We start from the raw sequence: 16,600 nt of genomic DNA, 5'->3' as shown, positions 1-16,600 counted from the left end.
CGGGTCCTTGAGAGGATCGGCGGCATGGAGTTCGCCGACGTCCTCGCCGCCCGCCACAGCTGCCGCGCCTTCCGCGGCGAGGAGGTGGCCGAGGAGACCCTCGGCCGCCTCTTCGAGCTGGCGCAGCACACGCCGTCGTGGTGCAACACCCAGCCCTGGCAGGTGCACCTGGTCTCCGGGCCGGCGATCAAGCGGCTCTCCGCCGAGCTCACCGACCACGTGCTCTCCCAGCCGCAGAGCCCCGACCTGGAGATGCCCGGCCGCTACTCGGGCGTCTACGCCGAGCGGCGCCGCGAGTCCGGCTTCGCGCTCTACGAGGCCGTCGGGGTGGCCCGGGACGACAAGCTCGCGCGCGGCGCCCAGGCGCTGCTCAACTACACCTTCTTCGGGGCCCCGCACGTCGCGGTGATCACCACCGACCGCGAGCAGGGCACCTACGGCGCCATCGACTGCGGCGGCTACGTCGCCACGCTGACCAACGCCGCCACCGCGCTGGGGGTGGCCTCGGTGGCGCAGGCGGCGATCGCGATGTACGCCGACAAGGTGCGCGACTTCCTCGACCTGGCCGAGGACCGACTGGTCGTCTGCGCGGTCGCGCTGGGGTACGCCGACGCCGACCACCCCGCCAACCGGTTCCGCACCTCGCGGGCGCCGGTCGGCGACGTCGTGGTCCACGTGCGCGACTGACGGCGCACACCCGCCGCCCGTCTCCCGCCCGCCTCCCGGCGCGGGGCGAGGCGCGGGTTAAGGTGTCCTCGATCACTCGGCCGTCTGTCCAGGCCGGGGAGTCGGACCCGGATTGGGGCGACGGATCGTCCGCGGTGACTGCCCGCGGCCTTCCCCCGTCACGCCCAGACCCGGAGGTCCCCGCATGTCCCGTCGCCCACGGCAGCTCGCCGCGCGCCTCGCTCCCGCCGTCCTCGTGCTGAGCCCCGTGCTGGCTCTCGCCGGCTGCGGCCAGGACGACCAGCCCGACGCCCGGTCGGACGCCCCGCCGGCGGGCGCGGCCGCGGCGGCCGGCTACCCGGTCGCGGTCGACAACTGCGGCACCGAGGTGACCTTCGACCACGCCCCCGAGCGCGTCGTCACCATCAAGTCGACCTCGACCGAGCTCCTCCTCGCCCTGGGCGCGGCCGACCGGATCGTCGCGCACGCCTTCCAGGACGGGCCGGTGCCCGAGCAGTGGGCCGACCAGGCCGCCTCGATCACCACCCTCTCCGACCAGGCCCCCAGCCAGGAGGTGGTGCTCGAGCAGGAGCCCGACCTGGTGCTGGCCGGCTGGGAGAGCAACCTCGCCGGGGACACCGCCGGCGAGCGGGAGACGCTCGCCCGGCTGGGGGTCGACACCTACGTCTCGCCGGCGGCCTGCACGGCGCCCGAGCACCGCCCCGACCCGATGACCTACGACCTGCTCTTCGACCAGTTCGAGGAGATGGGCCGGATCCTCGGGGTGCCGGACGCCGCGGCGGAGCTGGTCGCCGAGCAGCGGGCCGAGCTGTCGGAGGTGCCCCAGGTGCAGGAGGGCACCACCGCGCTCTGGTGGTCCTCGGGCACCGACACCCCCTTCGTGGGCGGCGGGATCGGCGCCCCCCAGATGGTGATGGAGGCGGTCGGCATGGAGAACGTGGTGGCCGACGTCGACCAGACCTGGACCTCGCTGGGCTGGGAGTCGGTCGTCGACGCCGACCCCGACGTGATCGTCCTGGTCGACGCGGAGTGGAACCGTGCGGAGGACAAGATCGCCGCGCTGGAGTCGGACGCCGCCACCCGCGGCCTCACCGCCGTCCGGCACCGGCGCTACCTCACCGTGCCGTTCCCCGCCGCCGAGGCCGGCGTCCGCTCGGTGCCCGCCGCCACCGAGCTGGCCCGGCAGCTCGACGACCTCGGGCTGCTGGCCGCCTCGGAGCAGGCGCCGTGACGGTCGCCGAGCAGGCTCGCCGGGCCGGGGACGCCCCCGCCCCGGTCGCCCCCGCCCGCCGGCGCCGCCGGCCGGAGCCCTGGCTGCTCTGGCTGCCGGTGCTCCTCGTCGTGCTGGCGGGCTCGATCAGCTGGGCGGTCACCATCGGCCCCGCCGACCTCGGCGTGCGCGAGGTGTGGGGGGTGATCGCGCAGCGGCTCGGGCTCGACGCCCTCGGCCTGGGCGACACCGAGGTCACCGCCCTGCGGGCCGGCATCGTCTGGGAGCTCCGGCTGCCCCGGGTGCTGACCGCCGCCGCCGTGGGAGCGGGGCTGGCGCTCAGCGGCGCGGTGATGCAGGCCCTGACCCGCAACCCGCTGGCCGACCCCTTCCTGCTCGGCCTCTCCTCCGGCGCCTCCACCGGTGCCGTGCTGGTGCTGCTGCTCGGCCTCTCGGTGATGCTTCCGCTCGCCGCCTTCGTGGGCGCGCTGGTCGCGCTGGCCGCCACCCTGGGGCTCGCCCGCTCCCTGGGCGAGATCACCCCGAGCCGGACCGTGCTCGCCGGGCTCGCGGTCTCCTCGTTCGCCGGCGCGGTCACCTCGATGCTGGTCTTCTGGAACGCCGACGGCGACTCCTTCCGCGAGGTGCTCAACTGGATGCTCGGGTCGCTGGCCGGCGCCGACTGGGCGGCGGTGGCCATCTCCTGGTCGGTGCTGCTCCTCATCGGGATCCCCGTCGTGCTGCAGGGCCGGGTGCTGGACGCCTTCGCCTTCGGCGACACCGCCGCCGCCGCGCTCGGGATCGACACCGGCCGGACCCGCTGGCTGCTGCTCGCCGGCTCCGCCCTGCTCACCGGCGCGATGGTCTCGGTGAGCGGCGCCATCGGCTTCGTGGGGCTCGTCCTGCCCAACGCCGTCCGGCTGGTGGTCGGCTCCCGCCACCGGCGGCTGCTGCCGCTCAGCGTGCTGACCGGCGCCATCTTCATGGTCTGGGTCGACACCGTGGCCCGCACGCTCTTCGACCCGCGCGAGGTGCCGGTCGGCATCATCACCGTGCTGGTCGGGGCACCGGTCTTCGTGATGGTCCTGCTCTCCCACCGGGGGCGGGCATGAGCGGCAGCGCCTCGGTCCCTCCCGGCGGCCTCGGTGTCCAGGGGCTCTCGCGGGTCGTCGGCCGCCAGGTGCTGCTCGAGGACGCCTCCTTCGCGGTGCCCGGCGGCGGGCTGGTGGCCCTGGTCGGACCCAACGGGGCCGGGAAGTCGAGCCTGCTGCGCCTGGTGGCCGGCACCGCCACCTCCGACCGGCTGCCCGGTGCTGCCCAGGGCGGCCTGCCCGCGCGCGTCGTCCTCGACGGGGTCGACCTGCTGGCCCTGCGGCGCCGCGAGCGGGCCCGGGTGGTGGCGCTGGTCGAGCAGGACGCCCGCGCGGAGTTCTCGCTGACCGTCCGCCAGGTCGTCGCGCTGGGCCGGATCCCGCACGAGTCGCCCTGGGCGGTCGCCGCCGGCGACGCCGCGGTCGTCGACGCCGCCCTGGCGCGGGTCGGTGCCGAGCACCTCGCCGACCGGTCGCTGGCGACGCTCTCCGGCGGTGAGCAGCAGCGGGTCCAGCTCGCCCGGGCGCTCGCCCAGGAGCCCCGCCTGCTGCTCCTCGACGAGCCCACCAACCACCTCGACGTCCGCGCCCAGCTCGACACCCTGGCCCTGCTGCGCGAGATCGCCGGGACGGGCATCACGGTGATGGCCGCCCTGCACGACCTCAACCTGGCCGCGGCGCACTGCGACCACGTCGTCGTGGTGGCCCAGGGGCGGGTGCGGGCCGTCGGTGCGGTCGGCGACGTGCTCACGCCCGAGCTGATCGCCCAGACCTACGGCGTGGTGGCCGACGTGGTCGCCCATCCCAGGACCGGTCGCCCCCTGATCGCCTTCTCCCGACAGGTGCACGCGCCGACCCCGGCCTAGCCGGAACCTAGACTGACGCGCGGCAGGGGCGTCGAGGCAGGAGGCAGCGTGCAGGCACGGGCGCAAGGACGCGTCGGGTACGTCGTACCTGTCGACGCGGTGACCCCCCGGGAGGCGGTCGAGCTCAGCGTGCTGGCCGAGCACGCGGGCTTCTCCGGCACGATGGTGGCCGACACGTTCCAGCCCTGGCTGCCCAGCCTCGGGCAGGCGCCGCACGCCTGGACCCTGCTCGGGGCGCTGGCCGAGCACACCACCGGCGACTTCGGGGTCGGCATGGCCGCCTCCGGGGGACGGATGCATCCCGCCGCCCTGGCGCAGGCGTCGGCCACGCTGGCGGCCCTGCACCCCAGCCGCCACTGGGTCTCGCTCGGCGTCGGCGAGGCGCTGCACGAGCACGTCGTCGGCGGCTACTGGCCCGAGGCGCCCCAGCGGATCGCGCGGCTCTTCGAGGCCGTCGAGCTGGTGAAGCGGCTCTATGCCGGGTCGTCGGCCGGGCGCGAGGTCCGCTACGACGGGGCCCACTTCCAGATGGAGAACTCCCGGCTGTGGACCATGCCGGAGCAGGCGCCGGCCGTGCTGGTGGCCACCTCCGGGCCGCAGACCGCCCGCCGGGCCGGGCGCAGCGCCGACGGGCTGCTGGCGGTCGCGGTGCGCCCCCAGCAGGCGGGCCTGCTGCTGGAGCGGTTCCGTGAGGGCGCCCGGGAGGGCGGCAAGGACCCGGCCACGATGCCGGCGTGGCTCCACCTCAACCTGAGCTGGGCGACGACCCGCGAGGCGGCCGTGCAGCACGTCGCCGACCGCTACCCGATGGCCGCGATGCGGTTCGCCCGCGGCGATCTGCGCTCGCCGCACGTGGTGGAGCAGATCGCCCGGCTGGTGCGCCCGGAGGACTTTGAGGGCCGCCTCCCGGTGAGCGCGGACCCGGCCGACCACGTCGCCGAGATCCGCACCTACCTCGACCTCGGCTACGACCGGGTCTTCGTGCACAACGTCGGCCCCAACCAGGCCGCCTTCGTGCAGACCTTCGGCGAGAAGGTGCTGCCCGCGCTGGCCGGATAGCGCGCCCGTGGGCGGGTGGGGGAATCAAGCGGGACCGGCGGGGGTTGCGGCTGGTCATGACCCCGACCCAGGACGCCAGGCGCGTCTCGCTGCTCCTGGGGCTGCTCTTCGGGCTCGCGGGCATGGGCTCCTCCTCGGCGGCGATCGCGCTGCCGGCGGTCGCGGCCGAGTTCGACACCTCCGTCGGGGTCGCCGCCTGGACGATCAGCGGCTACGTGCTGCTGCTGGCCGTGGCCACCCCGATCTACGGCCGCGTCTCCGACCTGGTGGGCGTGCGGATCCCGCTGCTGGCGGGGGTCGGCCTGATGACGCTCGGCGCGCTGGGGGCCGCGGCCGCGACCTCCTTCGAGCTGCTGCTCGTCATGCGCATCCTCCAGGGGGCCGGTGCGGCGGCCGTCCCCACGCTCGGGGTGACGGTGCTCAGCGCCCGGTACGACGGGGAGGTGCGCGGCCTGGCGCTGGGCCGTCTCGCCGCGGTGGCCGCCGGCCTCAGCTGTCTAGGCCCGCTGGCGGGCGGGGTGGTCGAGCACGCCTTCGGGTGGCGCAGCGTGATGGCGCTGCCGATCCTCGGCGTGCTGGTGCTCCCGCTCATCTGGCGCACCATCGCCGGGGGAGGGTCGGGCGCTCGCCTCGACGTGGTCGGCGCGGTGCTGGTCGCCGGCACCTCCGCCGGGCTGGTGATGGTGGTGCAGTCGCCCTCCACGGGCCTGGTCGTGGCGGGGATCGGCGTCGCTCTGCTGGTGCTCGGCGCCCCGCTGGTCGCCCGCCGGGTGCGCCGGCACCCGCACGGCTTCCTGCCCGCCTCGGTGATCCGCAACGGCACCGTGGTGCGCTCGGCGCTGGCGGCCTCGGCGATGCCCGCCTCCTGGTTCGCGATGCTGGTCGGCGTCCCGGCCGCCCTCGTCGATGACGGCTGGGCGGCCTGGAAGGTCGGCCTGCTGCTGGTGCCGAGCGCGGTGGCCGCTCTCCTCCTCCCGCGGCTGACCTCCTGGCTGCTGACCCGGCGGGGCGGACCCCAGACCCTGGTGATCGCCGCCGTGGTGGCCGCCGGCTCGATGCTGGTCTCCGCGCTGGCCACCGCCGAGGTGTGGCCGGTGGCGGTCGCCGTCGCCGTCGTGCTGACGACCATCGCCTTCGGCCTCGGCCAGCCGGCGATGATCGCCGTCGTCGGCGACGCGGTCGAGTCCGACGTGCGGGGCGCGGCGCTGGGCGTCGCCACCCTCGTCTTCCTGGTCGGGGGCAGCGTCGGGTCGGCCATCGTCGCCGGGCTGGGGGAGGTGCTCGGCATCCCGGGCAGCCTCCTGGTGCTGGCGGTGCTGCCGCTGCTCGGGATCCTGGCGATCATGCCGGAGGTACGCCGGGAGCGCGCCGCGGCGGCCTGACCTCCTGGGTCGCGAGAGCCATTGCCTACCAACCAGTTGATTGGTTATCGTCTCGGCATGAGCCCCGCCCACGACGAGTTTCGCCTTCTCCCTCTTCCCGAGACGCTGACGGACGCCTTCGACCGGATGGTCGAGATGCGGCGCGACCAGACCGCCGTACGCAGCCACGACGGACGGATCCGCTGGACCTGGAGCGAGCTCGCGACCAAGGTCGACGAGCTGGCCGCCGCGTTCCACGCGCTGGGCCTGCGGCGCGGCGACACCGCCGCCCTGCTGCTGCGCAACCGCCCCGAGTTCTACCCCCTCGACCTGGCGCTGGTGCGGCTCGGCGTCGTCCCGTTCTCGCTCTACGCCACGTCGTCCCCCGAGCAGCAGGCGCACGCCCTGCGCGACTCGCAGGCCAAGGCCGTGATCGCCGAACCCGCCCTCATGGGCAGCCTCGAGGCGATCGACCTGCCCTCCCACCGGATCCAGCTCGAGGGCGAGCTGCGGCCCGGCTGGACGACGCTGGAGAGCGTGGTCGAGGCAGGGCGGGGCACCGACGTCAGCCAGGTCGCGCGCCCCGGGGCGGACGACCTCCTGACCCTGATCTACACCAGCGGCACCACCGGGCTGCCCAAGGGCGTGATGATCAGCCACCGCAACTTCCTCACCACCGCGGAGGCCACCCTCGACGCCCAGCGGATCCCCGAGGGGTCCACGGTCGTCTCCTGGCTGCCGTCCGCCCACGTCGGCGAGCGCCTGGGCGGCTACGTGATCGCCCTCGTCCAGGGCTGGGAGATCGTCACGGTCGACGACCCGCGCCAGGTCATCGCCGCCCTGGAGGTCATCCACCCCCACTACTTCTTCGCGCCGCCGCGGATCTTCGAGAAGCTGCGAGCCTCCTTCGACGCCTGGGTGCTGGGGCTGGAGCCGGCCGCGCGGGCCGAGGTCGAGCGCGGGCTCGCCGACAGCGAACGCCGGGTCGAGCTCGAGCAGGCCGGCGATCCCGTCCCCGACGACCTGATGGACTCCTCCGTCCGGGCCCGCGACGAGCTCTTCATGCCGTGGAAGCGCTCCGTGGGTCTCGACGAGCTCACCGTGGCCGTGGTCGCCACCGCGCCCAACCCGGGCCCGCTGATGGGCTTCTACCACGCCATCGGCATCCCGATGGGCGAGGCGTACGGGCTCAGCGAGAGCGGTGCCTCGGGCACGGCGTCCTACCCCGGGAGCATCCGGATCGGCACCGTCGGGCAGGTCAGCCGCAACATGGAGCTGCGGATCGCCGACGACGGGGAGATCCTGCTCCGCGGCCCCGCGGTGATGGTCGGCTACCTCAACCTCCCCGAGGCGACCGCCCGGGCGGTCGACTCCGAGGGGTGGCTGCACTCCGGCGACCTCGGCACCCTCGACGAGGACGGCTACCTGCGGGTGATCGGGCGCAAGAAGGAGATCATCATCAGCTCCTCGGGCAAGAACATCGCCCCGGTGACCGTGGAGTCCGCGCTGCTGTCGGCCAGCCCGTTCATCGGCCAGGTCTGCTGCGTCGGCGACGCGCGCCCCTTCACCGTCGCCCTGATCGTGCTGGACGCCGAGTACGTCACCGAGTGGGCGCGGCAGGAGGGGATCGCCGACACCTCGCTGGCCGCGCTCGCCCGCAACGAGAAGATCAGGGCTCAGGTGGCCGCGGGCGTGGAGGCGGGCAACAGCCGGCTCAACCGGCCCGAGCAGGTGAAGCGGTTCCACATCGTGCCGGGCGAGTGGCTCCCAGGACGCGAGCTGACCCCGACGTCGAAGATGCGCCGGAGCGAGATCGCCTCGCTCTACAGCGACGTGATCGAGGAGCTCTACGCATGAGCGCGCCCACCCTCTCGTCCGCGGCCGCCGAGGCGGTCAGGCTCACCGTCGAGGACGGCGTCGCCACGGTCACCCTCCACCGCCCCGAGCGGCTCAACGCGATGGACGGCGCGATGCGCGAGGGCCTGCCCGCGCGGCTCCGCGAGGCGGGGGAGCGCGAGGACGTCCGCGTCGTGCTGCTGACCGGAGCGGGCCGGGGCTTCTGCGCCGGCGCCGACCTGGAGGTGCTCGACTCCCTGGGCCAGGGCGAGGAGAAGGTCGAGATGCCGGGGCGGGAGTTCCTGGTCGCCCGCACCATCCCCAAGCCGGTGATCGGCGTCGTCAACGGCGCCTGCGCCGGCATCGGCCTGGTCTTCGCGCTCGCCTGCGACCTGCGGTTCTCGACCCCCGCGGCCAAGTTCGGCACCGGCTTCGCGCGCCGCGGCCTGGTGGCCGAGCAGGGGCTCGCCTGGCTGCTGCCCCGGCTGGTCGGCCACTCCACGGCCCTCGACCTGCTCCTCACCTCACGGGTGATCGACGGGACGGAGGCGCACGCGCTCGGGATGGTCGACCAGCTGCACGAGCCCGACCAGCTCCTCCCCGCCGCCGTCGCCTACGCCCGGGGACTGGTCGAGAACAGCTCGGCCGTCTCGATGGGCCTGATCAAGTGGCAGGCCCAGCGGGCCCAGGAGTCGACGATCTGGGAGGCGCTCGACGACGCCGACGAGATCACCAAGCGCACGCTCAGCGGCCGGGACTTCGTCACCGTCGGCGCGACGCTCGGCCGGGACGACCGGCCCGCCTACCTGCCGATCCCGGCGGGGCGACTCGGCGACGAGCCGCCGCTCGACCTCATCCCCCCGGCGCCCTGAGCGCCACCCTCCCGCACCCCCACCGAGCACGGCAACGAGCAGAGGACCACACCATGACAGGACTCACCGGACGCGAGGCGGTCATCGTCTCCGCCACCCGCACCCCCATCGGCAAGGGCCACCCGGAGAAGGGCGTCTTCCGCGACGAGCACCCGGTGGCGCTGCTCGGCCGTGCCTACACCTCGGCGCTCGAGGGTGCCGGGATCGACCCCGCCGACGTCGACGACGTCGCCGCGGGATGCGGTCAGCCCTTCGGGGTGCAGTCCGCCAACGTCGCGCGGAACGCCTGGCTCCACGAGGGCCTCCCGGTGGAGACCCCGGCCACCACGGTCGACCGGGCCTGCGGCTCCTCCCAGCAGGCGGTCAACATGGCCGCGGCCGCGGTGGCCGCCGGTGCCGCGGACGTGATGATGGGGGCCGGCGTCGAGCACATGGGCAGGATTCCCTTCTCCGCCGGCCCGGACATCCAGCAGCGGTACGGCAACCCGTTCACCCCCGAGCTGATGGCCCACCACGCCCTGGTCGGCCAGGGCGAGGCCGCCGAGCGGGTCGCGGAGAAGTACCACGTCACCCGCGAGGCGATGGACGAGTACTCCGCGCGGTCGCACCGGCTCGCGGCCCAGGCGCAGGCCGAGGGCAGGTTCGACCGGGAGATCGTCGGGGTCTCGACCGCCGCGGGGGAGGTCACCCAGGACCAGGGGATCCGCCCCGGGACCACCGTCGAGGGACTCGCCTCGCTCCGCCCCGTCTTCCGCGAGGAGGGCCGGATCACCGCCGGCAGCTCCTCCCAGATCTCCGACGGGGCGGCCGCGGTCCTGGTTGCCGAGCGGGGCCGGGCAGAGGCGCTCGGCCTCCGCCCGCGCGCCCGGGTGCTCGACGCCATCACCGTCGGCTGCGACCCGGTGATGATGCTCGAGGGGCCGATCCCGGCCACCCGCCGCATCCTCGAGCGCAACCGCATGTCGATCGCCGACATCGACCTCTTCGAGGTCAACGAGGCCTTCGCCCCGATCGTGCTCGCCTGGGAGCGCGAGCTCAAGCCCGAGCGGGACCGGGTCAACGTCAACGGCGGCGCCATCGCGCTGGGCCACCCGCTCGGCGCCAGCGGTGCCCGGCTGCTCACCACCCTCCTGCACGAGCTGGAGCGCGCGGACAAGGAGGTCGGCCTGGTCACCATGTGCTGCGGGGGCGGTTTCGGGACGGCGACCCTGATCCAGCGCCTGTGAGCGGCCAGCACGGCCCCCGGGGCGGCACGGCCGGGGCGGTCGACGACGTCCGCGCCGGGATCGCGGCGGCCGCGAGGGCGTTCTTCGACACCGAGGCGCCGCTCTCCGCCCTGCGCCCCCACCTCGAGGACGGCCCGGCGTTCGACCGGTCGCTGTGGCGCCGCTTCTGCCAGGAGCTCGGCGGCGCCCGGCTCCTGCTCGGCCCGGCGCACGACGGGCTGGAGGCCGGGGTCGAGGAGGCCGCCCTGGTCGCCGAGGCGGCCGGGCGGGTCCTCTACGGAGGCCCCTACCTCCACGCCTGGCTGGCCGGGGTGCTGCTCGAGGGCGTCGCGGCCGAGGCGCCCCGGCTGGAGCGGGTGGCCGCCGGTGAGGAGGTGCTCGCGGTCGTCCTCCCGCGGGAGTGGGCCCGGGCCGTCCCCGCCCCGTCGGGCGGGTGGCTCCTCGACGCCGCGCCCCGTCCGGTCGAGCTCCTCGACTCCTGCGACGCCCTGCTGGTGAGCGCGGACGACGGGAGCGGGACCTGCCTCTTCCTGGTCGAGGCCGCGGCGCTGGACCCCCGGCAGCCCTCCGGGCACCTGGACCTCACCCGGTGCAGCGGCCTGCTCGGGCTGCGGTCCACGCCGGCCGTGCGGGTCGAGCTCCCGGCGTCCGAGGTGTCGCTCCGCGTCGGCCGTGCCCGGACGCTGGACGCCGTCCTCCGGGCGGCCGAGGGAGTCGGCTCCCTGCGTGCCGTCCACGCCCTCACCACGGCGTACGCCGCCACGCGGGAGCAGTTCGGACGGACGATCGCCTCGTTCCAGGCGGTCAAGCACGACCTCGCCGAGCTGCACGTGGACGGCGAGGCCGCGGCCGCCGTCGCCGCGGAGGCGGTCCGCGCCGCCCACGAGGACCCCACGACGAGCGCGGACTCCCCGGAGGTGCTCGCCGCCGGCCTGGTCGTCGAGGACGCGCTCTTCCGCACCACGCACCGGGCGATCCAGCTGCACGGGGGCATCGGCTTCACCTGGGAGCACGACGCGCACCTCTTCCACCGGCGGGCGATCGTGGCCCGCGGGCAGTCCGGTCCGCGGGCGTCGCGTCTGGCTCGCCTGCTGGAGCTGGCGCTGCCGCACGAGCTCGACGCGCCGAGGAGCGAGGAGGCCGAGGAGGCCGCGGCGGCGCCCGCGTCGCGGCAGCCGACCGAGCTGGACCGCTTCCGCCTGCGCGCCCGGGAGTGGCTCGTCCAGGCGGTCGCCGCGGGCGAGGCCCCCGAGACCAGGCCGGGCCCGCCCAGCACGACCCACGAGGGGGTGGACGCCGCCCGTCGCCACCAGGCCGCGCTGCAGGCGGCCGGCTTCTCCGGCCTCACCTACCCCGTCGAGTACGGCGGGGCCGGCCTCGGCCCCGAGTTCGAGGAGGCGTTCTTCGAGGAGACCGTCCGGACCGGGGCGGGGGAGGACAAGCTCTTCCGGATCGGCACCGGCATGATCGGACCCGCGATCCTGGCCCTCGGCGACGAGGCGCAGCGCCGGCGCTACCTGCCCCCGCTGCTGCGTGGGGACGAGGTCTGGTGCGAGCTCTTCTCCGAGCCGGGCTCCGGGTCGGACATGGCCGCCGCCAGCACCCGCGCCGTGGCCGACGGTGACGACTTCGTGGTCACCGGGCAGAAGGTGTGGACCTCCAACGCCCACCTGTGCGACCTCGCGCTCCTGCTGGCCCGCACGGATCCCGCCGCGCCCAAGCACGCGGGGCTCTCGATGTTCCTGGTGCCGATGGACGCCCCCGGCGTCGAGGTGCGCCCGCTGCGCCAGATCACCGGGGAGACCGAGTTCAACGAGGTCTTCCTCGACCAGGTGCGGGTGCCCCGCAGCGCTCTCCTCGGGGGGCTGCACGACGGGTGGCGGGTGGCTCGCCTCGTCCTGCAGCACGAGCGGCAGGCCCTCGGGAGCACCGCCGTGCGCCGGGTGGTCCTCGCCGACCTCGTCCACGCCGCGGAGCGCGCCGGGATCGCGGACGACCCGTCGGTGCGGACGATGCTGGCCGAGCAGGTGCTGCGCGAGCGGCGCCTGCGCGCCTACGTCGACCGGCTGGCCTCCGGGGCCGACGCTGCGGGACCGCCCGCCGAGGCGGGCTCGGTGGCCAAGCTGCTGATGACCCGGGCCGTGCAGGGAGCCGCCCACCTGGCCGCCGAGCTGCTGGCCGGGAGCGCGGCCGCCTGGGACCCGGAACGGGATGTGCAGGTGCGAGAGATGCTGGACAGGGTGCTGGCGGCCGAGGCGTTCTCGATCGCGGGTGGCACCGACAACATCCTGCGCAACCTGATCGGCGAGAGGGCATTGGGCCTCCCGCGTGGGTGAGGCGTTGCGGAGCCGGCGCCGTGTGGCGCACATAATCAGTCCGCAAGCAGAGCACAGCAACCGGCGCCGCGGCGCACAGACGACGGAGAGACCATGGCGAAGCGACGAGCGCTCCCCCAGGACGGCAGCGACGGCAGCGAGCAGGCGGAGGGGGGCAAGACCGCCCGCCGGTTCGACCGCTACGAGATGCTGATCACCGCCGCTGCGGAGATCTTCCGCACCAACGGCTACGACGCGACCAGCCTCCAGCAGATCGCCGATGAGATCGGCATCCTCAAGGGCAGCCTCTACCACTACATCGACACGAAGGAGGACCTCCTCTTCGCCATCATCAAGCGCAACCACGACCACATCACCCAGGGGAACTCCGGGTGGCGCGAGATCGAGGACCCGGTGGCGGCGATCCGCTCGTTCATCCAGGGGCACATGCGCGAGGCGATGTGGAACCCGACCTTCTCCGAGGTCTTCGTGCGCGACTTCAGGGCGCTGAGTCCCGAGCGGGCCAAGGAGATCCGCAAGACCCAGGACGCCTACGACGCCGAGTTCCGCGGGTTGGTCGCGGCGGCCCTGGAGCGCGGCGAGCTGCGCGACGGCGTCGACCCGGCGTTCGCGGCCCGCGCGGTCTTCGGGATGACCAACTGGATCTCCTACTGGTTCCACCCCGGCGGGTCCCTCACGGTCGACGAGGTCGTCACCAAGCTCTCGGAGTACGCGATGGCGAGCCTGATGTGCCCCACGGACGTGCAGCGGGACTGATTCCCGACGGGCACCTTAACTAATCAAACGGTTGGTTGACACCAGCCGTCGCCAGACATAGCCTCGGTCTCACAGACAGCAGGCGTCGGCCTACTCCGCCGACGCCGGGACCGGAGGCAAGCAGTGAGTGAAGTCGCGACCGAGACCCACGGACCGGTGTCCGTGACGCTGACCGACGGCGTCGCCGTGGTCCTCGTGGACAGCCCGCCCGTCAACGCCATGGGCCAGGAGGTCCTCCAGGGTCTGGGCGACGTGGCGGCCCGTCTCCGGAGCGACGAGTCGGTGCGGGCGGTCGTGCTGACCGGCGGCGGCGAGAAGGCCTTCATGGCCGGGGCCGACATCAGCGAGTTCGAGCGGCTGCAGGGCGAGCCCGGCGGGATGGAGAAGCACGGAGCCTGGGCCGGCGGCGTCCTGGCGTCCTGGGCCGACCTGCCGCAGCCGGTCATCGCCGCGGTGCAGGCCAGCGCGGTCGGCGGCGGACTCGAGATCGCCCTCACCGCCGACATCATCCTCAGCGATCCCCGGGCGAAGTTCGGGCTGCCCGAGGTCAAGCTCGGCCTCATCCCCGGGGGCGGCGGCACCCAGCGCCTCCCGCGGCGGATCGGCCTCCAGGTCGCCATGGAGCTGATGCTGCTCGGCACCGTCGTCGACGCCGCCCGGGCCGAGCAGCTGGGACTGGTCAACAGGATCAGCGCTCCCGGCGCCGTGCTCGACGAGGCGCGGGCTATGGCCACCCGGATCGCCCGGCACCCGCGGGTCGCCGTGCAGGCGCTCAAGCGGGCCACCCGCGAGGACCTCGCCGAGGCGCTCGTGACGGAGCGCGAGATCTTCCTCGAGACGGCGCGGTCCGAGGACTTCAAGGAGGGCTTCTCCGCGTTCGTGGAGAAGCGCACCCCCGAGTTCACCCACCGCTGACATGGGTCCGCTGGAGGGAGTGCGGGTCCTCGACCTGAGCCGCATGCTGCCCGTCGGGGTGCTGAGCCAGATGCTCGCCGACCTCGGTGCCGACGTGGTCAAGGTGGAGCGCCCCGGGACGGGGGAGGAGGGCCGGCACTTCGGGGCCCGGGTGGCCGGTACGTCCGCCACCCACGCCTTCCTCGACCGCGGCAAGAAGTCGCTCGCCCTGGACCTGAAGGACCCGCACGGCGTCGCGGTCGTGCACGCACTCGCGCGTGAGTCCGACGTGGTGCTGGAGTCGTTCCGGCCCGGCGTCGCGGAGCGGCTCGGGGTCGGCCACGAGCAGCTGCGGGCGTTGAACCCCGCCCTCGTCTACTGCTCGGTCAACGGCTACGGCACCGGTGGCCCGCGCGACCACGACGCGGGCCACGACATGAACTACCTCTCCTACGCGGGCGCCATGCACTTCGGGGGCACCCGCGAGCACGGTCCGCACCCGGGGGGCATCCAGGTCGCCGACCTGCTCGGCGGGCTCGCGGGGGGCATCGGGCTGCTCGCCGCCCTACTGGCCGCGCGCACCACCGGTCAGGGCGACCGGGTCGAGGTGGCGCTGGCCGACGCCGCCCTCTGGGGCATGGGGGTGCACGTCTCCTCCTGGCTCGCCGGGGGTGACGCCTCCGGGCCCGAGTCGACGGCGGTGACCGGCGTCGGGCCGTCGTACCGCGTCTACCGGTGCGCCGACGGTCGCTACCTGAGCGTGGCCGCGGTCGAGCCGCAGTTCTGGGCCGAGCTGGTCGACGCCCTCGACCGTCCCGACCTGGTCGCCCGGCAGCACGACCCGGCCGCCATCGGCGAGCTGGCCGACCTGTTCGCCACCCGGGACCTCGAGGAGTGGGTGAAGGCGCTCGATGGGCTCCAGACCTGCGCGTCACCGGTCCTGAAGTTCCCGGAGGTGCGCGACGACGCGCAGTTCGCGGCCCGGGAGATGTTCGTCCCGGTCCCGGGGGCCGACGACGTCCTGCAGGTGGCCAACCCGATCCGGCTGGGCCACCCCCTGCCCCGTCCGACCCGTGCCACGGCACAGGTGGGCGGGGACACCGAGACGGTCCTGGCGGGTCTCGACCTGCCGCACGAGGTGGTGAGCTCGGCGCGAGCCTGGGCCACCCCGTCCACAGATGAGCGAGGAGATCGAGATGACTGAGAACGACGTGGTGCTGGTCAACGGGGCGAGGTCCCCGTTCAGCAGGTTCGGCGGCGCGCTGCGGGAGGTGCCCAGCGTCGACCTGGCGGCCTTCGCGATGACCGCCGCCATGGAGGCGGCAGGCATCCGGCCCGAGGACGTCGACGAGGTCTACAACGGGGTGACGATCCCCGCCGAGGAGGCCCTCGACGGGTCGATCCCGGCCCGGGTCGCGATGCTCCGCGCCGGCGTCCCGCAGGACCGGCTCTCCCTGACCATCGACCGGGCGTGCTGCTCCTCGATGACCGCGGTGCACCTGGCCTCGCGCGCCATCCAGAGCGGGCAGAGCGACGTCGTCCTCGCCGGCGGCGCCGACAACATGGGGCGTGCCGCGTTCCTGATGAACCCGAACATCCGGTGGGGCATCAAGCGCGGCGGCCCGAAGCTGAAGGACCCGATGGCCGAGCCCGGCGCCGACATCGGCGGCAAGCCGGTGGCGGTCGACGCCGGCGAGGTCGCGGCCGAGCACGGCATCACCCGCGAGGAGTCCGACGAGTTCGCGCTGCGCAGCCACCAGAACTACTTCGCGGCCCTCGAGCGCGGCTACTTCGACGGCGAGGTCGTGGCGTACGCCGGTGAGAAGGGCAGCCTGGAGCGCGACGAGGGGCCGCGCGCCGACACCTCGCTGGAGCGGCTGTCCAGCCTCAAGACCATCTTCGGCGGCCCCATCGTCACCGCCGGCAACGCGCCGGGGCAGGACACCGGCGGCTGCTACCTGGTGCTCGCCCGGCGCAGCTGGGCCGAGGCCCGTGGCCTGGAGGTGCTCGCGACGCTGACCGGGACCGGCAGCGCCGCCCGGGCGCCCCGCGAGATCCCGGTGGCCCCGGCCGACGCGATCCGCCACTCGCTCAAGCAGGCCGGCTGGTCTCCGGACGACCTCGACAGCTACGAGATCAACGAGGCGTTCGCGGCCGTGCCGCTCACCTCCGTCCGGGTGCTCGCCGAGGGTGACCGCGCCCGGGAGAAGGCCATCCTCGACAAGGTGAACCCCAACGGCGGCGCCGTCGCCCTGGGCCACCCGCCGGGCGCCTCCGGCGCGCGGATCCTGCTCACCCTGGCCCGTGGCCTGCGCGAGCAGGGTGGCGGTCGCGGGGTCGCGGCGATCTGCGGCGGCCTCGGCCAGGCCGACGCGGCCGCCGTCCAGGTCGGCTGAGGAGGCGACG

14 protein-coding genes are annotated in these 16,600 nt (G+C 74.5%); all 14 read left to right on the top strand.

Going from position 1 to position 16,600, the window contains the following annotated elements:
* Positions 1–24 precede the first annotated feature (24 nt).
* The 14 genes from AC3X7R_RS02425 (at position 25) to AC3X7R_RS02360 (ending at position 16,590) form a co-directional block, all read left to right on the top strand.
* Entirely contained in the window at positions 25–687 is a 663-nt protein-coding gene (locus AC3X7R_RS02425; protein ID WP_489963959.1) for a nitroreductase, read from the top strand.
* A gap of 184 nt (positions 688–871) precedes the next feature.
* A complete protein-coding gene (locus AC3X7R_RS02420) occupies positions 872–1,918 on the top strand; it encodes a putative F420-0 ABC transporter substrate-binding protein (protein ID WP_489963958.1) in 1,047 nt (348 codons plus the stop codon).
* Positions 1,915–3,009 (top strand): putative F420-0 ABC transporter permease subunit, encoded by a 1,095-nt coding sequence (locus AC3X7R_RS02415; protein ID WP_489963957.1) that lies wholly within the window; start codon positions 1,915–1,917, stop codon positions 3,007–3,009. The genes AC3X7R_RS02420 and AC3X7R_RS02415 overlap by 4 nt, the downstream gene beginning before the upstream one ends.
* Complete coding sequence (locus AC3X7R_RS02410) at positions 3,006–3,854, top strand: ABC transporter ATP-binding protein (RefSeq protein ID WP_489963956.1); 849 nt, start codon at positions 3,006–3,008, stop codon at positions 3,852–3,854. The genes AC3X7R_RS02415 and AC3X7R_RS02410 overlap by 4 nt, the downstream gene beginning before the upstream one ends.
* 48 nt (positions 3,855–3,902) lie before the next feature.
* Entirely contained in the window at positions 3,903–4,913 is a 1,011-nt protein-coding gene (locus tag AC3X7R_RS02405; protein ID WP_489963955.1) for a TIGR03557 family F420-dependent LLM class oxidoreductase, read from the top strand.
* A 56-nt stretch (positions 4,914–4,969) separates the two neighbouring features.
* Positions 4,970–6,295, top strand: coding sequence for an MFS transporter (locus tag AC3X7R_RS02400; protein WP_489963954.1), 1,326 nt, complete (start codon positions 4,970–4,972; stop codon positions 6,293–6,295).
* Positions 6,296–6,352: 57 nt separating this feature from the next.
* On the top strand, positions 6,353–8,131 hold the full coding sequence (locus AC3X7R_RS02395) for an AMP-dependent synthetase/ligase (protein ID WP_489963953.1): 1,779 nt from the start codon (positions 6,353–6,355) through the stop codon (positions 8,129–8,131).
* Positions 8,128–8,982 (top strand): enoyl-CoA hydratase-related protein, encoded by an 855-nt coding sequence (locus AC3X7R_RS02390; protein ID WP_489963952.1) that lies wholly within the window; start codon positions 8,128–8,130, stop codon positions 8,980–8,982. The genes AC3X7R_RS02395 and AC3X7R_RS02390 overlap by 4 nt, the downstream gene beginning before the upstream one ends.
* 53 nt (positions 8,983–9,035) lie before the next feature.
* Positions 9,036–10,208 carry a thiolase family protein gene (locus AC3X7R_RS02385; RefSeq protein ID WP_489963951.1) on the top strand — a complete coding sequence of 391 codons (1,173 nt, stop codon included), beginning with the start codon at positions 9,036–9,038 and terminating at the stop codon, positions 10,206–10,208.
* Complete coding sequence (locus tag AC3X7R_RS02380; protein WP_489963950.1) at positions 10,205–12,544, top strand: acyl-CoA dehydrogenase family protein; 2,340 nt, start codon at positions 10,205–10,207, stop codon at positions 12,542–12,544. Before AC3X7R_RS02385 ends, AC3X7R_RS02380 begins: the two co-directional genes overlap by 4 nt.
* 93 nt (positions 12,545–12,637) lie before the next feature.
* Positions 12,638–13,300, top strand: coding sequence for a TetR/AcrR family transcriptional regulator (locus tag AC3X7R_RS02375; RefSeq protein ID WP_489963949.1), 663 nt, complete (start codon positions 12,638–12,640; stop codon positions 13,298–13,300).
* Positions 13,301–13,423: 123 nt separating this feature from the next.
* Positions 13,424–14,215, top strand: coding sequence for an enoyl-CoA hydratase/isomerase family protein (locus tag AC3X7R_RS02370; protein WP_489963948.1), 792 nt, complete (start codon positions 13,424–13,426; stop codon positions 14,213–14,215).
* A gap of 1 nt (position 14,216) precedes the next feature.
* Positions 14,217–15,398 (top strand): CaiB/BaiF CoA transferase family protein, encoded by a 1,182-nt coding sequence (locus tag AC3X7R_RS02365; RefSeq protein WP_489963947.1) that lies wholly within the window; start codon positions 14,217–14,219, stop codon positions 15,396–15,398.
* Positions 15,391–16,590, top strand: coding sequence for a thiolase family protein (locus tag AC3X7R_RS02360; protein ID WP_489963946.1), 1,200 nt, complete (start codon positions 15,391–15,393; stop codon positions 16,588–16,590). Before AC3X7R_RS02365 ends, AC3X7R_RS02360 begins: the two co-directional genes overlap by 8 nt.
* The last annotated feature ends 10 nt before the right edge of the window (positions 16,591–16,600 follow it).

The organism is Nocardioides sp. Z22_16 (assembly GCF_058134365.1).
Note: the sequence above shows the minus strand (reverse complement) of the source record. Positions and strands in the feature narration are given on the sequence as shown.